We start from the raw sequence: 22,086 nt of genomic DNA, 5'->3' as shown, positions 1-22,086 counted from the left end.
TCTACCCCTGAAGGGGAGGACACTTGTGGTACACTCAATTCGACCACTTGAAGAATCCCAACATGGGACATGTTTTAACGACTATCACTTAACCTGCCGTTCACCAATTAAATTGGATAACTTTGATTTAACATGAGACAAGCACTGTATGCCAAAACCACCAAAATGAACAATGTAAGATATTTTAATAGGACAAGGTAAAAGTGTGTACCCCATCAAAAGCAAGACAGATGTAAAATGCAGGTGTTAAAATATATGCTGTCGAACTACTGTGATAAGCACTGCTAAGCAATAAGTAGCATGTCAAAATCGCGAAAATATTTTATCCAGGAGATTGCTGATGGCCTACCCATCGAAAACTTATTGGCCTTTAATTATAATGTCCGGCGCGGTGTTAATGTTGTTTATTATGCTGCTGAGCGTAACACTGGGCCCTGCCGGTATTTCTCTGGCGGAATCGCTAAGGCTGTTTATTGCGATGCCCCCGGGATTGGACGCGCTGGTGGACACGAGTAACTGCCCGCCTAACCATGTGATGATTATAAATGAAATAAGAATGCCCCGGGTGATACTGGCCGCCCTGGTGGGCGCAGCGCTGGCGGCGGTGGGTACCACCCTGCAGGGACTATTTAAAAACCCTATGGCCGACCCTTACATCATAGGCGTTTCATCGGGTGCCGCGCTGGGTGCTGCTGTTGCCATCGTTCTGGGTGCCGGCGGTATAACGGGTTACTGGACTCTGCCCGTTGCGGCCTTTATTGGTGCGCTGCTATCCACTTGGCTGGTATACAACATTGCCCGGGTTGGCGGAAGGGTGCCGGTTTATACATTGCTGCTGTCTGGTGTAGCTATAAGCGCCTTTAACAGCGCCATGATGTCCTTTGTTATGATTTTAAATGCCACTGAGATGCAGCAAATTGTATTTTGGATGCTGGGTAGCTTTTCCGGCAAAGGGTGGTCCCATGTAGCAGTGGCCCTCCCGGTGGTTTTGTTATGTATAGCGGGCCTTTTTATATTTGCCCGAGATTTGAATGCCATGCTGTTTGGCGAAGATACAGCACAGCACCTGGGCATTAATACCGAGAGGCTAAAAAAACTACTTCTGGCGCTGGCTGCCTTGGCGGTGGCGGCCGCTGTCGCTGTCAGCGGCACTATTGGTTTTGTCGGGCTGGTTGTCCCCCATATGGTCAGGCTGGTGGTGGGGCCGGACCACCGTATTTTATTGCCGGCATCGGTTTTAGCCGGGGCGTCTTTGATGGTGGCGGCTGACACCCTGGCACGTATTGCCCTGGCACCTATTGAAATACCGGTGGGTATTATTACAGCTTTCATCGGGGGCCCGTTTTTCATTTATCTATTGAGGAGCAAAAAATCCGGTGTTTGATATGCTGCATTCGTTATTGCCATTAGCAGTATGTGTTAACTAATTTACTACCTATACGGGGTTTTGCTTGATGGCACCGGGAACGTGATGCAAAGCTATGCCAAATTGTGGCTGCAGCAGCGATAAACAATCTTTTTATTTCATTTTATAGTAAAAAGCCAGGTCATCTGCTGAAACAAGTGTTTAAACAGCGACTTTAGTTATTTGGAGAGATTTTTATGCATCCACAGTTGGAAGTTGAAAAGCTGGGCTTCAAATATAAGGGACGGGAAGTTTTAAAGGATATCTCCTTTGCAGTTGAGTGCGGCGGCTTTGTCGCCATTATCGGGCCCAATGGTTCGGGAAAATCCACATTGCTGAAAAACATATCCACTGCTTTAACACCCCGTGCTGGGGTTGTGTTAATTGATCAACAAAACGTAGATAAGATGAAACCCGCCGAGTTAGCCAAAAAGATAGCGGTGGTGCCTCAGGAAACGGCCGCCCAGTTCCCATTTACCGTTATGGAAACGGTTTTAATGGGCCGCATGCCTCACCTCAGGCGGTTTCAGGGCGAGGGCGAGCGAGACATGGCCATTGCCCGGTGGGCTATGCAGGTTACTGGAACCTGGCCTGTCAAGGACCGGCTGATCACCGATATTAGCGGAGGTGAGCGCCAGCGAGTAATTGTGGCCCGGGCGCTGGCCCAGGATCCCCGGGTGCTGCTGCTGGATGAACCCACCGCCTTTTTGGATTTACAGCATCAATTGGGGTTATTAGAGTTATTGCAAGGCCTTACCCGGGCAGGCAAGCTTACGGTAATAGCTGTGCTCCACGACCTTAACCTGGCGGCCCAGTTCAGCGAAAATGTTATAATGCTGCACCAGGCCGGTATTTTTGTTTCCGGCAGCCCTCAAGAGGTACTGACTCCGCAAAATATCAGGCAGGTATATGGCATTGAAGTCATTGTAGCCCCGAACAGCTTGACCGGGCGGTTCAATATTATACCAGTTTCCAGAAGTGCCCCAGAGAGTAAAAATAACGCCAACTGCCGGGTGCATATTATTTGTGGCGGAGGGACCGGTGCCCACATTATGGATAAATTGGTTCAATATGGTTACATAGTAAGCTGTGGCGTGTTGAATATAGGCGACAGCGACTGGAGCAAGGCCAAGTCGCTGGGGCTGCCCTTGGTGGAAGAGGCGCCCTTCAGCAGTATCAAGCCTGCCACTTACCAGAAAAACCAGGCTTTAATCGACCAGGCGGACGTGGTGGTGCTGCTGCCCATTCCCTTTGGCACAGGCAACCTGGGCAACCTGCAGCAGGCCAGGGACGCTATGCAACAAGGGAAAACAGTTATTCTGGTGGGCGCGGAGGATATCAGCCAGCGGGATTATACCGGCGGCCAGGCCTCGGAAATTTATAAGGAAATGGCGCGCAAGGGGTCAGACTTAAACTATCCTAAACTAACAGCCTTATTAAGGGGTCAGGCTTAAACTTACCGCTGCGCTTATTCACCTGTAGGACGAACTGACCTGGGGACTACTGCCGCAAAAACAGGCCATCCAAACTGCCGGAATTCTATTAAATGCGGTATTAAAAGATAGGTTGTCCAGTATGCCGAAAATACCCGGGTCACTGGTAACAAATGGAGTAGCGGAAATTACGGAAATGCCTGGTATATGTAAATTCTTATCAAGCCATATCTTGTCAGGTGGGTACATCTAAAGAGGAAAAAGCACAGGTTAGTTTATTTTCTTATCCAAGGGAGCGATATAAGTGAAATTTATTGGTATGAGTAATAAGATTATATTACTTTTGTTCGTAGCCATGCTGTTATTGTTTGCCGCCGGGTGCGGAGGCAGCGGCCAGGATCAATCCGGGGATGAATCAGCTTTGCAGAATCACGTGGCATCCCAACAAGATGCTTTTCCCCTAACCATTGTGGACAGCCTGAACAGGGAAGTTGTAATTGAATCAGAGCCCGGCAAAATCATATCATTGTCCCCGGCAATTACAGAAATTTTATTTGCCATTGGCGTGGCAGATAGTATTGTCGGAGTTACGGACTACTGCGATTACCCCGCCGAAGCGCTGCAGAAACCAAAGGTGGGTAGTTTTCAAACACCAAATCTGGAACTAATTGTCGGTAGTGAGCCTGACTTAATATTTACCGCGGCAGGTATTCAGGAAGACTTTATCAAGCAGTTTGATCAACTGGGGATTAATGTAGTAGTTCTTGATGCCAGGAATATTGACCAGGTAATAGAAAATATCCATCTGGCCGGCCAAGTGACCGGAGCCATAGCCAAATCATCGGAAGTTGTTGAGGATATCCAGCAGCGAGTGGCCAATGTCAAGGAAAGGATAGACCGGACAGAAACAAAGCCGACCATCTTTTTTGAAGTTTGGGATGACCCGCTGATGACTGCCGGCCCGGGTTCGTTTATAGATGATTTGATTAGCATTGCCGGGGGTTCTAATATTGCCGGGGATACGACTGAGGAGTTTACCGAATTTAACCGGGAAATGCTGTTGGCCAGAAACCCGGAAATATACATTATCAATTCCCACGCTCACAAGCCGGAGGATATCAAAAGCCGTCCCGGTTTTGCCGGGTTAAATGCCGTGCGTGAAGATCAGGTTTATTCTATTGAAGATGACCTGGTCACTCTGCCCGGACCGCGGCTGATTGAAGGGCTAGAACAAATGGCCAAGATAATACACCCGGAAGTGTTTTCTTAATAAAAAAGTCCCGATACCCGGGCTGAACACCCAGTGTCGGGACTTATTGTCCACGTTTCGTTGGTACCCATTTAAAACAAAGTCAGGTAACGGTCTATTTCCCACTGGTGTACTTGCAAAGAAAAACTTTCCCATTCTTTGGCCTTTGCTTCAGATAGTTTTTCATAAATATGCTCACCCAGTGCATCCCTAATAACCTCATCTCGGCTTAATTCAGCATATGCTTCCGGTAAGCTGCCGGGCAATGACTTAATGCCCAGTTCATCCAGTTCTGTACTTGTCATCTGGTAGATATTCCGGTCACAAGCCGGCGGCGGATCTATTTGGTTGACGATTCCATCCAGACCAGCTGCCAGGCATCCTGCCAGTGACAGGTAGGGGTTGCAAGATGGGTCCGGGTTGCGCAGCTCAACTCTGGTGCTCTGTCCACGCTTGGCGGGGATGCGAATCAGAGGACTGCGGTTGCGGCCGCTCCAGGCAAGGTACACCGGCGCTTCATAACCCGGCACCAGGCGCTTGTAGGAATTCACCGTGGGGTTGGTTATAGCGGCCAGAGCCCGGGCATGTTTTAATAAACCGCCTATATAGTAATAGGCCTCCTTGCTTAATTGCAAAGGGCTATTTTCGTCATAAAAGGCGTTGATATTCCCTTTGAACAAAGACTGGTTGGTGTGCATGCCGCTGCCATTGATGCCATATACAGGTTTTGGCATAAACGTGGCATGCAGGCCGTGCCGTTGGGCAATAGTTCGAACCACAAATTTAAAAGTAACGATTTTATCAGCGGTGTCAAGGGCATCTGAATATTTAAAGTCGATTTCATGCTGGCCCGGGGCCACCTCGTGGTGAGAGGCTTCAATCTCAAATCCCATTTGCTCCAGGGTTAGTACTACATCCCTACGGGCTTGCTCCCCAAGATCTACTGGGGAGAGATCGAAATAACCAGCGTTGTCGTGGGTCTTTAGAGTGGGTACGTTATTATCATCCACACAGAACAGGAAAAACTCAAGCTCCGGGCCCACCTGCATAGAATAGCCAAGTTCTGCGGCCCTTGCCAATTGGCGCTTTAAGATCACTCTGGGGCAGCCGTCGAATGGAGTACCATCGGGATTATAAATATCACACATCAACCGGGCCACTCCGCCTTCTCTGGGTCGCCAGGGAAATACCACGAAGGTGCTTGGGTCAGGACGCAGGTACATATCGGATTCTTCTATCCTGGTGAAACCATATATGGATGATCCGTCAAACATTAATTCTCCATCCAAAGCTTTTTCCAGTTGATCAATAGTAATAGCTACGTTTTTCATTACCCCCAGCAGATCAGTGAACTGCAAACGAATAAACTTAACTCCCTTTTCCCTCGCTTCAGCAATAACTTCTCTTTTATCCATGACCGAGCCACCTTTCAAATTAGTTAAATAATTACCTTGTTACATATTAAAAGCCGGCACAAGGTCTGATCTAACAAACCTTGTGCCGGCCTCTTTGCCGGGTTACCGCACACCATTGCACGGCTAAAATATAAAAGCCCACGAACAAGTTGTATAAACTGTTCGTGGGCATCATTGCCAAATTATTAATACACCTTTGTATTAAGTAATATTTAATTGAATAATGTCATTATAAAGGAATTGTTTTTAAATTGCAATAACCTTTGTTGAATTATTTTTATAACTAACATTACGCAAATTATATCACTTTGTTGTATAATCTTATATAAATAAACGCGTAAGGTTACTGAGGACCTGCAGGGGGCAAGGACGCCCGGCGTTTCTTTCGTGGAATGCCGGGCATTTTTATTTTGGGTAATAAGTATATGGCTATGAGGCATGGTAGGAATCTGGTGCTGGATATAGTCCGCCGGGTGGACACTGCTGAATATAAACGACAGCAAGCTTCGCCTGGTTTGCGGGTGACCTCCCGGGCTTTCGGACCGGAACGCCGCATGCCTATTGCCCGGGGTTGGCGTTTTGCATAATACCATTTGGGAAAAGTGGATAAATCAAAGGAGGAGGTGTGCTGGTTCTGAATATTCATAGTGAGGTTATAAAAAAAATGATATTATATTTTGATGGTGACGTTAAACGAATAAACCATGCACTGAAGGTATATGCGTTTGCCAAAAGCATAGGAGAGCTTGAGGGTATTTCACAGGAAGAACTAAATTTACTCAAAGTAGCTGCTATTTTACATGATATTGGAATTAAAGAAAGTGAAAAAAAATACTCATCATCTTCTGGGAAATACCAGCAGTTAGAAGGACCATCTGTAGCATGTAATATTTTAGAGGAATTCAATTTAAGTAAATCTTTTATTGACAGAGTCAGTTATTTGATAGGTAACCATCACACATACAGCAAAATAGACGCTATAGATTTTCAAATTCTTGTTGAAGCAGATTTTATTGTCAATATTTTTGAAGATAATATTGGAAGGGATCAAATCAAAGCTATAAAAAGAAAGATCTTTAAGACCAGTACCGGAACGTGTTTCCTGGATAGCTTATATTGTGTACAGCGTGGTTTATAGTATAAAATAATTTCATCACCGGGTGTATACAATATTTCTGCTCGGTAAACCTTGCTTTTTTTCTGCAAATTAGTATAATTAATTGAACAAATAAAATATTTAATTTAGGACAAAGGCGTCCCAACGATTTGCACGAGGCAAATTATTAGGGGCGTTTTTTATTACCCTAAGCAACAGATATCAGCAAAAATAAACAACTTGATAATAAAGACAGCAGTTTTGCTGGCGGCTCAATGGCGAGACCGTATAGTTATTAAAGGGCGACGCGGCCCACAAAGTATTGCTTGATAAGGTCTACCTTTTTGATAAGGTCATACCTTCATAAAGGCCATACTTTGTGGGCCTTTTTATTTTGCGCTGATTGCGCCACATACACATTCAGCAAGTGCATTTTTACATGGAAGGAATGAGCATTATGGGGAGAATTAAGGCCAAACCCGAGGTTTGTATGGGTTGTCACCTGTGTGAAGTATGGTGTGCGGTGGCCCATTCCAAATCCAAACACATTATTAAGGCATTTCTATATGAAGAGGATAAACCACTGCCCAGGTTGGTGGTGGAGGAAAAGCTGCCCCTTACCTTTGCGCTGCAGTGCAGGCACTGCGCCGAGCCGGACTGTGTCACCGCTTGCATAAGCGGGGCCTTATCTAAAGACCCGGAGACCGGACGGGTGGTGCACGATCCAAACCAGTGCGTGGGTTGCTACAGCTGTGTGCTGACCTGCCCCTACGGCAGCATATTTATAAATCCCCGGAAAAGGGAAATCATCAAATGCGACCTTTGCGCCGGTTTGGATACATTTTATTGCGTAAGTCACTGTCCCAATGAAGCACTGGTATATGAGGACTGCTAATTTAATGTGGGGGAGATCATCTATGAGTAATATGGGCGATTATGATTACCTGATTATAGGCAACTCCGCGGGTGCTGTGGGTTGTATAGAGGGTTTGCGAAGTGTGGACAAAAACGGTACGGTAGCCCTGGTGGCCGAAGAAGACTATCACGTATACTCAAGGGCTTTGATTCCTTATTACCTTGGCGGTCAGATTACCAGGGATAAATTGTATTATCGGTCCCTTGATTTTTATGATCGTGCCCGGGTCAGTGTTATAAATGGGCACCGGGCGGTAAAAATCGATAGCACAGTACGGGTGGTGGAGCTGGATAACGGCAGCCGGCTGGGCTATGGCAAGCTGCTGCTGGCCACCGGCGGAAAACCGATCTACCCGCCAATTCCCGGACTTGATAAACAAAATGTGTTTAGTTTTCATAGCATGTCTGACGTGTTGGGTATTGAAAAAGAACTGGCCGCTGTCCAAAGCGCTGTGGTATTAGGAGGCGGGGTAATCGGTTTGATGGCTGCCGAGGTGCTGCACAAAAGGGGCATTAATGTGCATGTACTGGAGTTGGCCGAACGGCTGTTGGCACCGGTGGTGGATGCAACCACGTCTCATTTGGTGGAAGGTGCGCTGCAAAAGGCCGGGGTAACCTTGTATCTAAAAAACACCATCGATCAGGTGCATGGCACTGAGCGGGTGGAGAGTGTTACCTTAAAAGACGGACGTAATATACCCTGCGATTTACTTATCGTAGGAGTAGGGGTGGCACCCCGGGTGGAACTGGCCCAGGGCACGGATATGGAGGTCAACCGAGGAATCGTGGTGGATAAAAGAATGCAAACCGCTGTGCCGGGTATCTTTGCCTGTGGGGACTGCGCCTCCACATATAACTTTGTAACAGGTGCCGGGCAAAACCTGCCGCTGTGGCCCAACGCCTATCTGGGCGGTCGCATTGCCGGCTTTAATATGGCCGGTATGGAAAGGGCATTTGTCCAGGGCACTGCTATGAATGCTATGCATTTTTTTGACGTTAACATAATCAATGCCGGTATCAATGTTACGGGAGCAAACAGCAGAGACGCCCTGGGCGTGATACAGGAATATGAAAAGGACACTCAAACGTACCGGAAATTTATCCTCTCTGAAGAGGGCCATATCAAGGGTTTTATACTGGTTGGTCAAATAGCCAGAGCAGGTATATTTTTAAATTTAATGCGGCGTAAAATCGACGTACGGGCTTTTCAGCAGGATTTATTTAAAAAGGATTTTGGATATGCTGATTTGCCGGAAGCACTGCGTTGGAAACTGCTGCAAGATGACGTAATTTTAGGGGTGGTATAAATGCTGGTACAACAATATTACCAAAGCGAGAGGTTTGTGCCGGACAAAGAGATGGATGCCTGCGGGCTGTTCGGGGTTATGCATACAGGTGGTGTCAGATTCGGCGGTCAAATGGCCATTGACGCTATAAAAAATATGAAGGTGAGGGGCAGCGGCTTGGGTGGCGGGTTTGCTATTTACGGGCTGTACCCCAAATACAAGGATTATTATGCACTGCACATTATCTACCAGGACAAAAATATGGCGGCCAAAAAAACGGTGGAAGCTTTCTTGAAAAAGAATTTTTATGTGGTATTTGATGAAGAAATACCCACCAACCCGGATATCCGCCTGTTCGCTCCTCCTCTGGCGTGGCGGTATTTTGTGTCTCCGCAGAAAAGCAGCGCAGAGGAGAATGTACCTGATGATGAGTATGTAATCAGTAAGGTGATGCACCTGAACAGCCACATAGATGATGCCTATGTATTTTCATCAGGTAAAGATGTTGGTGTTTTCAAGGGCGTCGGGTTTCCCGAGGAAATCGCGGATTACTTTATGCTGGATGAGTTATATGAAGGATATATATGGACGGTACACAGCAGGTTTCCCACCAATACACCTGGCTGGTGGGGCGGGGCACACCCGCTGAGCATATTGGACTGGACAGTGGTACATAACGGAGAGATTTCATCCTACGGTGCCAACCGCCGGTTCCTGGAAATGCATAATTATTATTGTACTCTACACACGGATACCGAAGTGCTGGCCTACGCGGTGGATTTATTGATGCGACGCCAGGGGCTGCCCATTGAAGTGGTGGCGAAAATTTTTGCCCCACCTATGTGGGAAGTTATTCGCCATATGGATGATAGCGATAAAGAACTGTATACCGCACTGCGTATGACTTATGCGCCCCTGTTAATGAACGGTCCCTTCACGGTTATTGTCGCCCATCACAAAGAAATGATCGGCCTTACCGACCGTATCAGGCTGCGGCCCATTACGGCGGGGGCCAAGGGCGATCTGGTGTTTTTATCCTCTGAAGAGGCGGCCATCCGAGCGGTATGCCCGGACCTGGAACTAGCCTGGACACCTCCCGGCGGTGAACCGGTGGTGGTCAGACTGCACACCCGGGATCACTTGCAGAGTTTAAATAAATCCATTTGAGGGTGGTAAATATGTATCCTTACTTATTATCGGAGTTTATCGTTGAACGGCGGGAAGACAGGTGTATCCACTGCCGGGTATGCGAGCGGCAGTGTGCCAACGGGGTACACCTATACGATGCGGAATTGGAAAGATTTTTTTCCGTAGATAAGGACTGTGTGGGCTGCCAACGCTGTGTAAACCTTTGTCCTACCGAGGCCCTGTATGTACGGCCACGGCTCTTTGATTACCGACCCAACAGCAGCTGGACTAGAGATAAAATACAAAACCTGAAAAAGCAGGCTGCCACGGGCGGGGTGGTTCTAACGGGCAGCGGTAATGACAAACCGTACCGGATTTATTGGGATCACCTGGTGCTTAATGCTTCCCAGGTAACCAATCCTTCCATTGACCCGCTCAGGGAGCCTATGGAACTGCAAACCTTTTTAGGGCGCAAGCCGGATACTTTAAAAATTGAATTTAGTGCAGGAAAAGCAAAATTAGCCTCCCAGCTTTATCCCAACGTACCGGTACAAATACCGCTGGTGTTTTCTGCCATGTCCCTGGGGGCGATCAGTTACCCGGCCTTTAAATCACTGGCTATGGCGGCCAAAGAAGCCGGTGTGTTATTCAATACCGGTGAGGGCGGTTTGCCTGTGGAAATGCGAGATGAGTACGCCGACCACGCCATTGTGCAGTGTGCCAGCGGCCGGTTCGGGGTGGATGCTGATTATCTGAACAGTGCCCGGATTATTGAAATCAAAATTGGCCAGGGGGCCAAGCCGGGTATCGGGGGACACCTGCCGGGGGAAAAGGTGTCGGATTACATTGCCCAAACCAGAATGATCCCCCGGGGTACGGATGCCCTGTCTCCGGCACCACAGCATGACATATATTCCATCGAAGATTTATCCATGTTGATATACGCGCTGAAAGAGGCCACCAATTACACCAAACCGGTTTCGGTAAAAATTGCCGCAGTGCACAATGTGGCCGCCATAGCCTCGGGTATTGTCCGGGCCGGTGCTGATATCGTGGCCATTGACGGTATCAGGGGTGGCACCGGTGCTGCTCCCCTGGCCACACGTGATAATGTAGGTATACCGATGGAACTGGCCCTGGCCGCAGTGGATAAAAGGCTGCGAGATGAGGGCATCCGCAACAAATGCTCTGTAATGGCCGCCGGTGGTATCCGTTCCTCTTCCGACGCCATCAAAGCCATTGCCCTGGGGGCCGATGGTGTGTATATCGGCACCGCAGCTCTGGTGGCCATGGGCTGTACCCTTTGCCATAAGTGTTATACCGGCAAGTGCAACTGGGGGATTTGTACTCAGGATCCCTATTTGACCAAGCGATTAAATCCCGAGCTAACCAGTCGGAGACTGGTCAACCTGTTAAAGAGCTGGAGCCACGAAATTCAGGAGATGTTGGGCGGTCTGGGTGTCAATGCCATAGAAAGTCTGCGGGCCAACCGGGAACACTTGCGCGGCGTGGGGCTTGAAGAATGGGAGCTTAACGTGCTGGGGGTAAAGGGAGCAGGGGAGTAATCAGGGAAAGCCACCTTTTGACAACACTAAACGAAAAAGAGATTTACCTGTGGCGTTAGGCTGGTGCCAGGTGTTGAAAGGTTGAAAGATTTTAATCTTTCAACCTTTCAACACCTGGCACCTATCAAGACGACAGACGACTATAGCACAACTTCCGGAAAATATTAGGGGAGTGATAAAATGAACGGTTTTAATGTTAAATTTGGTTATCGTGATAATTTTCTGGATGATTTGCAGCCGGTGGATGTTTTATACGAAACAAGAGTGAGTATTGATGGCTGCCAGGCCACCATAGATGCCCACGGGCTAAAGCACAAGGAGTTAAATGATTTGCTCAGGGAAACTGTGCAGAGGGGCAGCACAGAGTTGGTTATTAATAATGTGTTTGGGCAAAGGTACATCGGCACCCGGTTATATTTACCATCTAAGGATAAAAAACTGCACATTGAAGTAAATAGATATCCAGGCAACGATTTGGGTGCTTTTTTAAACGGTCACCGCATCATTGTGCAGGGTAATGCCCAGGACGGCGTGGGCAATACCATGGATGATGGGCAAATTATCGTACATGGCCGGGCGGGTGATGTAACGGCCATGTCCATGCGGGGCGGCCAAATATTTATCAGGGATAACGTGGGTTATCGCACCGCCATTCACATGAAGGAATACCGGGACAAGGCGCCCGTGCTGGTGGTGGGGGGCACGGCCCAGGATTTTCTGGGGGAATATATGTCCGGGGGTATGGTGCTGCTGCTGGGTTTGAACCTGCAGGAAGATGAGCCCCACCGGGCCAGCTATATAGGCACAGGCATGCACGGCGGGGTAATTTACTTGCGGGGTTGTGTGGCCGAGCACCAGCTGGGTAAAGAAGTGGGGGTGCGCCCGCTGAACGACCAGGACATAGTAGTTGTTGACCGTTATGTGCGGGAATACTGCCGCCACTTCGGCGGCAGCCCGGACGAAATCCTCAAGGGCCGTTTCCAAAAACTAATCCCGGTATCCTTAAGACCCTACGGACAAATATACGCTTACTAGGATAGCAAGGGCGATGGGAAGTACAGGGAGGGTTCTTCTGCTTCCTTTAAGGAAGCAGAAGAACCCTCCCTGTACTTCCCATGCTTTCACATGTTAACGGTTACCACCCCATCCGCTGTTTCCGCCACCGCGTCCCTTATTCATGGATCTACCTGCACCCCGGCCTCGGCTTTGTCCCTGTCTTGACCCCGGTCCGCAAGCATCATTGCGCATTCCTTTCCCCTGTCCGCTTGCTTGGCCTGCATTGTTCACATTCTGGCACTTACCTGCACCCCGGCCGCTCATTTTACCGCTGCCCTGGGGACCGGTTCTGTCAAATTGCGGCATCATAAACGCCTCCTTTAATCAAAAGGTTAAATGTTTGCACCCTTTGAACCATGTATTCATACTATGCTTATTATGGTCATATGTCAACAATTACTTGTGTATAATTTCTTAATTACAGTGAACATTTAATGAAACAAGAGATTATGATTACGACTTACGTAAATAATTTTTATCACCTAGTATTAATTGGTCAGTGGTATGTGGTCCGTAAAAAGTTTGGCTGGCTAAAATAAATTTATTTCTCTTTGGCTGGCAATGTGGATAGACGTATGCTAAAGCGATGCGGCAATCTTAGGATTGAAGAATCCCTGGTTCCGGGTTGCACCAAATTATCCCTCACTTCAACAAGGAGAGGATCAGCGAATTATTACGTTGTATTCCCTCAGCCAGGTGTCCACCTGGATTAAATAAGCTAGATACTGGGCATCGGTCATTAGCTGGCCATAAAATGGCTTGTTAAAATACATTGCGTTTGATTGGATCATGCGGCGCACGTTATTTCGGTTAATCAGGGGCAACAGTGGTGATGAAGAATCTGCTAGAATCTCTGTAACTATTTTTCGCACTGTCTTCAGGTAAGCCGGGTGATGAGACTTGGGGTAAGGACTTTTACGCCGGCTAAGTACTTCCTCAGGCAATAAGTCGGTAAGCGCTCGGCGCAGTATGCCTTTTTCCTTCCCCCCGTAGTTTTTCATGGAACCGGGTATGTTCCAGGCGTATTCCACCAGGCGGTGGTCACAGAAAGGTACACGTACTTCAAGACCCACGGCCATGCTCATGCGGTCCTTGCGATCCAACAGGGTGGCCTTAAACCAGTTTATGGTTAGGTACATCAGTTCCCGCAGCCGTGCCTCCCCGGTCTTCTCTCCCGGTAGACGGGGCACTTCCGCAAGCGTTTCCTGGTATCGCCGGTTAACGTACTCTACGGGTCGAAGCAAATCGATTACTTCGGGGGCCAACATATGCATACGCTCAGCAAGCCCCCGCAGCCAGGGAAATGTGCCTTCAGCCGCGGCCTGGGGCCTGTGAAACCAGGGATAGCCGCCAAATATTTCGTCAGCGCACTCTCCCGACAGGGCGACGGTAGCCGATTGTTTAATCGCCCGGGAGAAAAGGTACAGCGAGGCATCTACGTCGGCCATGCCAGGCAAATCCCGGGCCCGCACGGCGGCTGCCAGTGCATCTACCAGTTCAGGAGTGTCAATGATAACCGTATGGTGATCGGTCCCCAAGCTTTCCGAGACTCTCTGCACCCAATGGGCATCAGTATTGGGTTGGAACAGATCGGGCACAAAATAGCGTTCATTGTCAAAAAAATCAACAGACCATGTTTGCAACGGTTTAGCACCGGCTTGTCGCCAGGCCTCTGCGGCTACCGCAGTAATGGCGCTGGAGTCCAAACCTCCCGATAATAAAGTGCAAACGGGCACATCTGCCACTAGCTGGCGTGTCACGGCATCGTGGAAAAGTTTTCGCACTTTAGCGGCGGTTGTGTTCAGGTCGTCTTCGTGAGGTCTACTTTCCAGTTGCCAGTAGCGTTGTATGCGCAGGCCGCTGCGGTTGTACACTAGATAGTACCCGGGTTTTAGCTCAGCCACGTTACGGAATACACCGTGTCCGGGCGTGCGACCCGGACCCATGATTAACACTTCCGTCAGACCGTCGGCATCCAGTTCGGGCTGTATTGCCGGGTGGGCTAACAATGATTTTAACTCAGAGCCAAAAAACAGTGCACTCCCCCGCCGGGCATAAAATAGTGGTTTTACGCCCAGCCGATCCCGTGCCATAAACAAGCTCTGATCTCGCTCGCTCCAAATGGCCAGGGCGTAGATGCCGTTTAGCCGTTGCAAGCAATCCTCGCCCCACTCAATATATGATAACAGCAGCACTTCGGTGTCCGAGTGCCCGCTGAAAGTGTACCCACGGGTCACCAATTCCCTCCTCAGTTCCGGGGTATTGTACAGCTCACCATTATATACCATTACATATATATAATCTCCTCGCCGGCGAAGCATGGGCTGCCCGCCGCCCGTTGGGTCAACCACAGCCAGCCGGCGATGGCCCAGGGCAACATGTGTTGAAATCCATGTGCCGCCTGCATCGGGTCCGCGGTGGAATTGATTTTCATTCATAGCTTCCAGTGTGGGGCGCTGCCTGGTTAGATCATCATTCCAGTCTATCCAGCCTGTAATTCCGCACATTTAAACTATCCCTCCCATGATGATTAAATTAACTAAATTTATATTTTCTAAAGCTGAGCACAGCATGGCCCAGAAAAAATAAAAATGTCGCCCACCAAAAAAGGCGGGCGACATTGCCGTAAAAGGTAGATGCGCTGTTGCATCTACTTGAGCCTTACTAATACAGAATATGCAAATTGATATTAAAATGGTAGTGCATATAAAATGGTAATTGCAAGTAAATATTGGAACTAGTCTAGTACAAAAACTCTAAAACATTACAAAAGAAATTTAGGAATAGCTATCAAAAACTCAAGTTGGAAGTACCCGAGGCGAGGGTCTCTTTTTCTTTTAGGCCTCCGGCCTGTTCGTATTTAATTTTTCGTATGATCGTATCTTCACCGTCTTAGTCCTGGCTAGTTTGTCCATACTTTTGTCACAGGCAGTTTATGATATAAAAGATGTAATTAAATATATTGATATAGGGGGCGGGTATCTTAATTTATTGCAAAACTTCTAAAAAAATTGTTACAGAAGCTCCTGGAAGTACAAAAAATATATCAGACCTGAAAGATTACACGGTTCGAAGGGCACGGGGAAAGTTGAAGGAAATAATTTTTGACCCTACTTAGAATTTGACTGTTTGAGAAATGTTATAGATTATTAAGAGGATTTTATAATATTTTAGATAAATATTATACATGGTTAAAACCTCTTGTATAAAGTTGAATTTCCTAGGATATTGCAGGTTATTTTTTAAAAGGTAATCAATTCTAAAGATTGGGTCAAAAAACTGCAAGCCTAAAACTTTAAAAGCTATAACTGCCAGGCTGCTTAAGAATTTTCATTATGTAGCGGCTTAATTAGGTCGCTTTATTACGTAAGGTGGTGACTAATTGTTAGAGGATTACGGTTTCGAGATGATATAAAATAGATTCTATTAGAAATGTCATAGCAGAATATTTAGATATGTTAGAAATTTTAGTAAATAATGATAGGGGGTATAATGCTTTGTTTTGGAATAAACTAGTGAAAAAAGATATTAATGTTTCTGTCAGCACAGATAATCCTATTAAAACAGATCATCACATTAATACGGATCATCATCCGAAAGATCTAAAAGTTATAGATCTTCAAAATCAACCCAAACCTGAAACCCTTCTTGATGCTTTGATAAAGGCTGCTCCAATTATACAAAAACTACTTCCACTTGATTCTATGATTGGGATAACAGATAAAGAAAAATTTATAGGTTACATACCTGGTAGGGAAGTGAAAATGCCGGGAGAGATCATCGGAATGAAGGTACCAGAGGGAGATGCGATATACCAGGCTTTAAATACAGGTAGAGATGTTAGGTTAACAATTCCAAAAGGAGTTTTTGGGATACCTTTTAAATCAACTGGTGTACCGATTAAGGATGAAAAAGGAAATATTATCGGTGGAATCGGATTGGGAATTAGTCTGGTAAACCAAGAAACATTAATTGAATCAGCTCAAAATGTAGCTTCCACTGCGGAGCAAATATCGGCAACAATTGAGGAGCTAGCTTCATCAGCAGAACAGTTAGCTCAAAACCAAGAAAACATGAAAATACTGGGGCGAGAAGCGCAACAGCAAATTAAAGAGACAGATAAGATTCTACTTTTTATTAGTGACGTGGCAACAAAATCTAATCTTCTTGGTTTAAACGCAGCTATTGAAGCGGCAAGGGCTGGCGAGCATGGTCGGGGCTTTTCCGTAGTAGCTGAAGAAATCCGCAAAATGGCTTTAAACAGTGCTATTTCCGTTAAAGAGATAAAAGATATTATAGAAGAAATCAATAATAAAGTTTTACAAATAGTAGATAAAACTACTGAAATATTAGAAATTGGGCAACAGCAAGCTGCATCTACTCAACAAATTTCAGCATCAATACAAGAGTTCGCGGCAGCTACAGCAAGAATTGAGGAAATTGCCGAGATCATATAACCGTCAGTAGTAATGTTGACCCATCTACAGTGACGTTGTATCGGAATGTTGATTGGTCCATACCATGATTGTTTTTTTTGCGCTATATTTTGCTTGTCTGCCAACATCGCGTTAAGAAAGAAAGTCCGGATGAATAGTATAAAATATTGTATAGAAAAGCATTGGCCAAAGAATAATGTTAATATTTTTGCAAGTTATCATAAATAATAATCTCAAACAGTTTTAGGAGGTTATTTTTTTGGTCAACAGACTTGCCAAAGAGAAAAGCCCTTACCTGCTGCAGCATGCTAACAACCCGGTTGATTGGTATCCTTGGTCGGATGAGGCTTTTAAAAGGGCACAAAGATTTAATTTACCTATATTTTTGAGTATCGGTTACAGCACATGTCACTGGTGTCATGTGATGGAACGGGAATCATTCGAAGATCAAGAAGTAGCCGATGCACTAAACCACCATTTTGTTTCCATAAAGGTGGACAGGGAGGAACGCCCGGATATCGACCAGATATACATGACTGTCTGCCAAGCCTTGACCGGACAGGGCGGCTGGCCGCTTACGGTAATTATGACCCCTGACAAAAAACCGTTCTTTGCCGGCACATATTTCCCTAAACGTTCCCGCTGGGGAAGGGCCGGACTGCTGGATATTATAGAGCAGGTGGCCGATAAATGGACTAATGACAGAGACAAACTAATCCAAGCCAGCGATATGATCACCGAGCAGGTGCAGTTTACACCGGGGGGTTATTTGGCGGACGAACCGCTGGCTGATATATCCGCCCGGGGCTATAAGCAGTTCCGGCAGTCCTTTGATAAGCAATACGGTGGTTTTGGCTTAGCCCCCAAGTTCCCTACTCCGCATAATCTGCTTTTTTTAATGCGTTATTGGAAGCAAAACGGAGAAGAAGCTGCCCTGAACATGGCTAAAAAGACGCTGCAGTCCATTTACCGGGGAGGTATTAACGATCATATTGGTTTTGGCTTCTCCCGTTATTCCACCGACGAAAAGTGGCTGGTGCCTCATTTCGAAAAGATGTTGTATGACAACGCCTTACTGGCCCTGGCATTTCTGGAAGTCTACCAGGCTACCCAAAATGATTTTTATGCCGGGGCGGCACGGCAAATATTTACCTATGTGCTCAGAGATATGACTCACCCCGAAGGAGGATTTTATTCCGCCGAAGATGCTGATTCTGAAGGGGTAGAGGGGAAATTTTATGTTTGGAGCCCTGCCGAAGTATACCAAGTATTGGGGCGTGAAAATGGGGATATTTATTGTAAGGTTTATAATATTACCGAAAGCGGTAATTTTGAAAGTAAAAGTATACCTAATTTAATTAGCGCTTTACCCGAAGAACACGCCCGAAAATTAGGTATAGAGACCCGCGCATTGCTGCAGCTGTTAGAGGAAAGCCGACAAAAATTGTTTAACCACCGGGCCCGGAGGGTACACCCGTTTAAAGACGATAAAGTCTTGACAGCCTGGAATGGGTTGATGATGGCCGCCCTGGCCCGGGGAGCCGCCGTGCTGGGAGACGTGCGTTACCGGGATGCCGCGGTAAAAGCGGAGCAGTTTATCCGGCACAAGCTGCAGAGGCGGGATGGCCGGTTGTTGGCCCGCTACCGGGACGGAGAGTCAGATTTAAACGGCTACCTGGACGACTATGCTTTTGTGATTTGGGGTTTATTGGAATTGTACCGGGCTACTTTCCAGGCGGTTTATTTGAGTAGGGCAATTGACCTAACACATCACGTACGGGATTTGTTCTGGGATCAGGAGCAAGGAGGGTTCTTTTTCTACGGTACCGACTCCGAGCAGCTGATTGCCCGGCCCAAGGAAATATATGATGGGGCCATGCCGTCGGGCAATTCCGTAATGGCCGCCAACCTGCTGCAGTTGGCCGCCATAACCGGGAACAGCGAGCTGGAGGAATTAGCTGAGCGCCAGATAGATATTTTTGCCGGGACGGCCGCTCAGCACCCCAGGGGATACGCATATTTTTTGACCGCTTTATTGTTTGCCACCGGGCCGACCAGCGAAATTGTCATTACAGGCCAAAGGGATGACCCGCAAGTGGCGGAAATGTTACGTCTGGCCCAGCGGCAGTATGCGCCCGGTGCTGTGCTTATCTACCGTCCCGAAGGGGATGGTGACCAACAGGATGGCGGGCAGATTGGAAAACTGGCACCATTTACCCGGGAGCAGAAATCTATTGACGGCCGGGCAACCGCATACGTTTGCCGGGATCGGGCCTGCCGGGAACCGGTGACGGAGACAGAGGTACTGGGGAGCCTTTTACAGTAGCAGGTAGTAGCCTGGTATCATAGGTTACAGCCCGGATACAGGTGATCAGTCGGCGGGTGAGTAATTTTTTGCTTATCATTGGCGAAAGGTTATTAAGTCAGCTATTCTGGCAGGTAGGCGTAGTCCGGATGGTATTCGGTAGTCATAATTTCAATAAAAATAACGGCACCTTGGTGGAAGTAGTAAAGCAATATTAGCATATTCGTATATTGAAGTTAGTTTAATAAAGTTAAAGCCTGACCCCTTACAATATCGGAGAATAATACCAGGCCATCTGTTTGGGCAACATGGATTACATCGGCAATCTGTGTGCATTGAGGTAAAATGGCTGTCAGCATATTATCTCTTTTTAAGATACGCTCCGGGTGAAACACAACATCTTCCTGCCCGTCAAAAATGGCTACATAAAAAATGCCCGCTTCCACCAGGTTCTGAAAAAAGTGGGTGCCGTAGGACAGCTCAGGTGTAAATCCTGCATCGCAGGAGGCTACCTCGCAGATGACCGACATATTGCACAGCTCTGTAAAATGTACTGGTACGCCCAGTGACGGCGTGGTGGACCCCCATCTGCCCGGACCCACCAGCATGACGTTTTTCCCTTTCAGTGCCGTATTGAGCAAACCAATCTGCCTGGCCACCGCGCATTTACTCTGTTCATTACGTTCCGCATAAGCCTGCGCATGTACATAAACAACAAAATCAACAGGTAAGCGCACGTTTCCGCCCATGAAATTACCCCGCGTGGAGAAGAAACAGTCCTGCTCGTCTACCAGTTCCGGCATCTGCATCGCAGTACCCAGACCCCTGGTCCGCAGCGGGCGGCATTGCAGAAGATTGACCTTAAAGTGGTTGTCGGCAGTAAAATTGGCTGTAAACTCAATGTCCACAGGATAATCATAAACCTCGGACAAAAGTGCCAGCATATCTCGCATCAGGCCTGGAAATTCGGTGTCTTTAAGCAGTTTAGAAAAATCAAGGATATAAGCCAGATGATTGCTGGTATAGCCAAGCTCGCGCAGGCGGTTGGCTGTTTGGTGGTCCCAAGAAGCAAACAGGTTTTTGTCTACTTTGAGATCATCATTAACAATCTTTTCCCAGCTTTGACTGGTTAAGGTGTTTTGTTTTAAGGAGAGCACATCCACATAATGCTGGGAAAATTTCTTTTTGTCCTCACAATTTACCGGGGGTGTGCGTAAAGGGTTATCCAGACAAACAATTTTGGCATAATCGTCGATAGTTCTTTCCACCGCTCTGGTGCCAAGCCCAAAGACCAGGCGCAGCATGCCTGCGTTCATATCCACGCTTTTGTCCCAAACATAAAGGTTGGAGGAGTTACCCACCCCTGCCAAATGGGGGAAAAATTTTTCCTTGTGATAATCCCCGGACACCCGCTGCACCAGGATGGCCATCTGTTCATCCTTATCAAAAAGCCCCCGGTTCATTCGATAGGCCAGCGCATCCTCATTCATAGTGCTGGCATAAACCGTGCGGATCGCCTGTTCAAAGGCTGCAAAGCGTTCTTCGGGCGTACCCTGATTCACGCAGAACACGCTTTCATATTTCCCCGCAAAGGTGTTACCGAAATTATCCTCCAGCAGGGAACTGGAACGTACAATAATGGGTGATTGCCCGAAGTATTCAAGCATGCGCATAAATTTTTCCCGTATGGGCTCCGAAAACTTACCATTTAAGATTTTTTGCTTCAATTCAGGCGCGTATTTAAAATAACCTTCTTTCGTCTTCTGCTTGGTGCGCAGCTTCCAGCAGCCGTTTTGCACGAGATAGGTATAGAAAACATCCGACCCCAGATAGTAAGAGTCATGGGGCTCTAAATAGGGGATAAAGCGGTCATGGCCTTCCTGCTCCAAAATTTTTCGCGCCAAAAGCATACCCACGCTCTTGCCTCCGATAAAGCCCGATCCCACTTCTCTGGCTGCAATGTTTAAAATGTCCTTTAGAGTAAAATACCGGTCGCACAGTTCGAACATTCTAGACTCGCTGCCGATGAGCAGCGTCATTAATAGTCTTTTGGCTTTTTCCTGTTCTTCTGGCCCGAGAGTTAGCGCAGATTTGGCCTGGTTAAAAACAACATCCCAGTAATCCAGCCTTTCCTCACCGCGGTTTATGCTGGAGAACAGTTCGGCGGCCTCGGAACTGGCCGTGATGCAGACAGCCTTCCGACCCTGAATTAAATGCGGGAAAAACATGGTGGGCGAGTAACGCTTCCAGACTTTAAGGGGGTGAATATAAAATTTGTTCTTAACCTGGTATAAATCCAGCAACAGCTGTGTCGTTTCACGGATACACGCAATGGTGCTGTAAGTGTGTACATTGCGTTTAATGGCAAAATAAGCTATGGTGTCCAGTTCATGTAGAAAGGGACAGGACACCTTGAAAAAGTTGCTAATCATTAAATCAGAATACCAGTATTCCAATAAATCACTCAGGCAGTCAAAAACATAAAAGGCTTTGTGCCCTTCCTGCTCTACCAGGCTGTGCACCTCTGTGGCAAAGCTTTCAAAGCCTTTTTTTGCATCCAGGTGATAAACTTTAATCTCCGGGCTGTCCTCCAGCAGCGGAGCATGGCTGCCAAAGCGGACGTAAACCAGTTTTCTTTGGTCCAGCCTGGCCTGTGTTACATAGGGTTCAACGATTTTCCGGTAATCAGAGACTGCATCCACTTGCCATACAACATTATCGCCCAGCCGCAGCATGTCAATGGCTTGGTCAAAACCCTTCAAGCCAGTGCTTACCTTATTGTTGATGCCCATAGCGC

17 protein-coding genes are annotated in these 22,086 nt (G+C 47.3%); 13 read left to right on the top strand and 4 right to left on the bottom strand.

All coding sequences use genetic code 11. The features are described 5' to 3' along the window. Nucleotides 1–340: 340 nt before the first annotated feature. The 3 genes from DESGI_RS11350 (at nucleotide 341) to DESGI_RS11340 (ending at nucleotide 4,108) form a co-directional block, all read left to right on the top strand. Entirely contained in the window at nucleotides 341–1,384 is a 1,044-nt protein-coding gene (locus DESGI_RS11350; RefSeq protein WP_006523039.1) for a FecCD family ABC transporter permease, read from the top strand. A 218-nt stretch (nucleotides 1,385–1,602) separates the two neighbouring features. Further along, nucleotides 1,603–2,859 carry an ABC transporter ATP-binding protein gene (locus DESGI_RS11345; protein WP_006523038.1) on the top strand — a complete coding sequence of 419 codons (1,257 nt, stop codon included), beginning with the start codon at nucleotides 1,603–1,605 and terminating at the stop codon, nucleotides 2,857–2,859. 283 nt (nucleotides 2,860–3,142) lie between these two features. Then, nucleotides 3,143–4,108, top strand: a complete 966-nt coding sequence (locus DESGI_RS11340) for an ABC transporter substrate-binding protein (RefSeq protein ID WP_006523037.1) — start codon at nucleotides 3,143–3,145, stop codon at nucleotides 4,106–4,108. Between the two features lie 71 nt (nucleotides 4,109–4,179). Here the strand turns inward: DESGI_RS11340 and glnA are convergent, their stop codons facing one another. Further along, on the bottom strand, nucleotides 4,180–5,502 hold the full coding sequence (gene glnA / locus DESGI_RS11335; RefSeq protein ID WP_006523036.1) for a type I glutamate--ammonia ligase: 1,323 nt from the start codon (nucleotides 5,500–5,502) through the stop codon (nucleotides 4,180–4,182). A 425-nt stretch (nucleotides 5,503–5,927) separates the two neighbouring features. Between glnA and DESGI_RS11330 the strand changes: the two genes are divergently transcribed. From DESGI_RS11330 to DESGI_RS11300, 7 genes are all read left to right on the top strand, one after another. Next, entirely contained in the window at nucleotides 5,928–6,089 is a 162-nt protein-coding gene (locus tag DESGI_RS11330; protein WP_157872769.1) for a hypothetical protein, read from the top strand. A gap of 77 nt (nucleotides 6,090–6,166) precedes the next feature. After that, nucleotides 6,167–6,640 (top strand): HD domain-containing protein, encoded by a 474-nt coding sequence (locus DESGI_RS11325; protein ID WP_041285408.1) that lies wholly within the window; start codon nucleotides 6,167–6,169, stop codon nucleotides 6,638–6,640. A 415-nt stretch (nucleotides 6,641–7,055) separates the two neighbouring features. Next, nucleotides 7,056–7,493, top strand: coding sequence for a 4Fe-4S dicluster domain-containing protein (locus DESGI_RS11320; protein WP_006523034.1), 438 nt, complete (start codon nucleotides 7,056–7,058; stop codon nucleotides 7,491–7,493). A gap of 22 nt (nucleotides 7,494–7,515) precedes the next feature. Then, nucleotides 7,516–8,820 (top strand): NAD(P)/FAD-dependent oxidoreductase, encoded by a 1,305-nt coding sequence (locus DESGI_RS11315; RefSeq protein WP_006523033.1) that lies wholly within the window; start codon nucleotides 7,516–7,518, stop codon nucleotides 8,818–8,820. Next, nucleotides 8,821–9,966, top strand: coding sequence for a class II glutamine amidotransferase (locus DESGI_RS11310; RefSeq protein ID WP_006523032.1), 1,146 nt, complete (start codon nucleotides 8,821–8,823; stop codon nucleotides 9,964–9,966). It abuts the gene before it with no gap. An 11-nt stretch (nucleotides 9,967–9,977) separates the two neighbouring features. After that, the gene (locus tag DESGI_RS11305) at nucleotides 9,978–11,492 is read left to right on the top strand and encodes a glutamate synthase-related protein (protein ID WP_006523031.1); all 1,515 of its coding nucleotides are present in this window, start codon (nucleotides 9,978–9,980) and stop codon (nucleotides 11,490–11,492) included. 180 nt (nucleotides 11,493–11,672) lie between these two features. Further along, the gene (locus DESGI_RS11300; RefSeq protein ID WP_006523030.1) at nucleotides 11,673–12,527 is read left to right on the top strand and encodes a GltB/FmdC/FwdC-like GXGXG domain-containing protein; all 855 of its coding nucleotides are present in this window, start codon (nucleotides 11,673–11,675) and stop codon (nucleotides 12,525–12,527) included. Nucleotides 12,528–12,620: 93 nt separating this feature from the next. Here the strand turns inward: DESGI_RS11300 and DESGI_RS11295 are convergent, their stop codons facing one another. Together DESGI_RS11295 and asnB are read right to left on the bottom strand one after the other, a co-directional pair. After that, nucleotides 12,621–12,857, bottom strand: coding sequence for a DUF5320 domain-containing protein (locus tag DESGI_RS11295; RefSeq protein WP_006523029.1), 237 nt, complete (start codon nucleotides 12,855–12,857; stop codon nucleotides 12,621–12,623). A 353-nt stretch (nucleotides 12,858–13,210) separates the two neighbouring features. Further along, entirely contained in the window at nucleotides 13,211–15,055 is a 1,845-nt protein-coding gene (gene asnB / locus DESGI_RS11290) for an asparagine synthase (glutamine-hydrolyzing) (RefSeq protein WP_006523028.1), read from the bottom strand. A 948-nt stretch (nucleotides 15,056–16,003) separates the two neighbouring features. Between asnB and DESGI_RS26075 the strand changes: the two genes are divergently transcribed. The 3 genes from DESGI_RS26075 to DESGI_RS25365 all read left to right on the top strand — a co-directional run bounded on the left by DESGI_RS26075 (nucleotide 16,004) and on the right by DESGI_RS25365 (nucleotide 19,507). Beyond that, a complete protein-coding gene (locus DESGI_RS26075) occupies nucleotides 16,004–17,005 on the top strand; it encodes a methyl-accepting chemotaxis protein (RefSeq protein ID WP_157872768.1) in 1,002 nt (333 codons plus the stop codon). Between the two features lie 238 nt (nucleotides 17,006–17,243). Further along, a complete protein-coding gene (locus DESGI_RS11280) occupies nucleotides 17,244–19,310 on the top strand; it encodes a thioredoxin domain-containing protein (RefSeq protein ID WP_006523026.1) in 2,067 nt (688 codons plus the stop codon). 56 nt (nucleotides 19,311–19,366) lie between these two features. Continuing rightward, on the top strand, nucleotides 19,367–19,507 hold the full coding sequence (locus DESGI_RS25365) for a hypothetical protein (protein WP_157872767.1): 141 nt from the start codon (nucleotides 19,367–19,369) through the stop codon (nucleotides 19,505–19,507). Between the two features lie 18 nt (nucleotides 19,508–19,525). On the opposite strand, the gene DESGI_RS11275 is transcribed toward DESGI_RS25365, so the two are convergent. Further along, nucleotides 19,526–22,081 (bottom strand): PEP/pyruvate-binding domain-containing protein, encoded by a 2,556-nt coding sequence (locus DESGI_RS11275; protein ID WP_006523025.1) that lies wholly within the window; start codon nucleotides 22,079–22,081, stop codon nucleotides 19,526–19,528. Nucleotides 22,082–22,086 lie beyond the last annotated feature (5 nt).

The sequence above is a fragment of the Desulfoscipio gibsoniae DSM 7213 genome (assembly GCF_000233715.2).
Lineage (GTDB): Bacteria > Bacillota > Desulfotomaculia > Desulfotomaculales > Desulfallaceae > Sporotomaculum > Sporotomaculum gibsoniae.
Note: the sequence above shows the minus strand (reverse complement) of the source record. Positions and strands in the feature narration are given on the sequence as shown.

Excerpts from the sequence above, each read along its gene's own strand:
- DESGI_RS11350 (WP_006523039.1), top strand. The coding sequence starts at position 341 with ATGGCCTACCCATCGAAAACTTATTGGCCTTTAATTATAATGTCCGGC.
- DESGI_RS11345 (WP_006523038.1), top strand. The coding sequence starts at position 1,603 with ATGCATCCACAGTTGGAAGTTGAAAAGCTGGGCTTCAAATATAAGGGA.
- glnA (WP_006523036.1), bottom strand. The coding sequence starts at position 5,502 with ATGGATAAAAGAGAAGTTATTGCTGAAGCGAGGGAAAAGGGAGTTAAG.
- DESGI_RS11330 (WP_157872769.1), top strand. The coding sequence starts at position 5,928 with ATGGCTATGAGGCATGGTAGGAATCTGGTGCTGGATATAGTCCGCCGG.
- DESGI_RS11325 (WP_041285408.1), top strand. The coding sequence starts at position 6,167 with ATGATATTATATTTTGATGGTGACGTTAAACGAATAAACCATGCACTG.
- DESGI_RS11320 (WP_006523034.1), top strand. The coding sequence starts at position 7,056 with ATGGGGAGAATTAAGGCCAAACCCGAGGTTTGTATGGGTTGTCACCTG.
- DESGI_RS11315 (WP_006523033.1), top strand. The coding sequence starts at position 7,516 with ATGAGTAATATGGGCGATTATGATTACCTGATTATAGGCAACTCCGCG.
- DESGI_RS11310 (WP_006523032.1), top strand. The coding sequence starts at position 8,821 with ATGCTGGTACAACAATATTACCAAAGCGAGAGGTTTGTGCCGGACAAA.
- DESGI_RS11305 (WP_006523031.1), top strand. The coding sequence starts at position 9,978 with ATGTATCCTTACTTATTATCGGAGTTTATCGTTGAACGGCGGGAAGAC.
- DESGI_RS11300 (WP_006523030.1), top strand. The coding sequence starts at position 11,673 with ATGAACGGTTTTAATGTTAAATTTGGTTATCGTGATAATTTTCTGGAT.
- DESGI_RS11295 (WP_006523029.1), bottom strand. The coding sequence starts at position 12,857 with ATGATGCCGCAATTTGACAGAACCGGTCCCCAGGGCAGCGGTAAAATG.
- asnB (WP_006523028.1), bottom strand. The coding sequence starts at position 15,055 with ATGTGCGGAATTACAGGCTGGATAGACTGGAATGATGATCTAACCAGG.
- DESGI_RS26075 (WP_157872768.1), top strand. The coding sequence starts at position 16,004 with ATGTTAGAAATTTTAGTAAATAATGATAGGGGGTATAATGCTTTGTTT.
- DESGI_RS11275 (WP_006523025.1), bottom strand. The coding sequence starts at position 22,081 with ATGGGCATCAACAATAAGGTAAGCACTGGCTTGAAGGGTTTTGACCAA.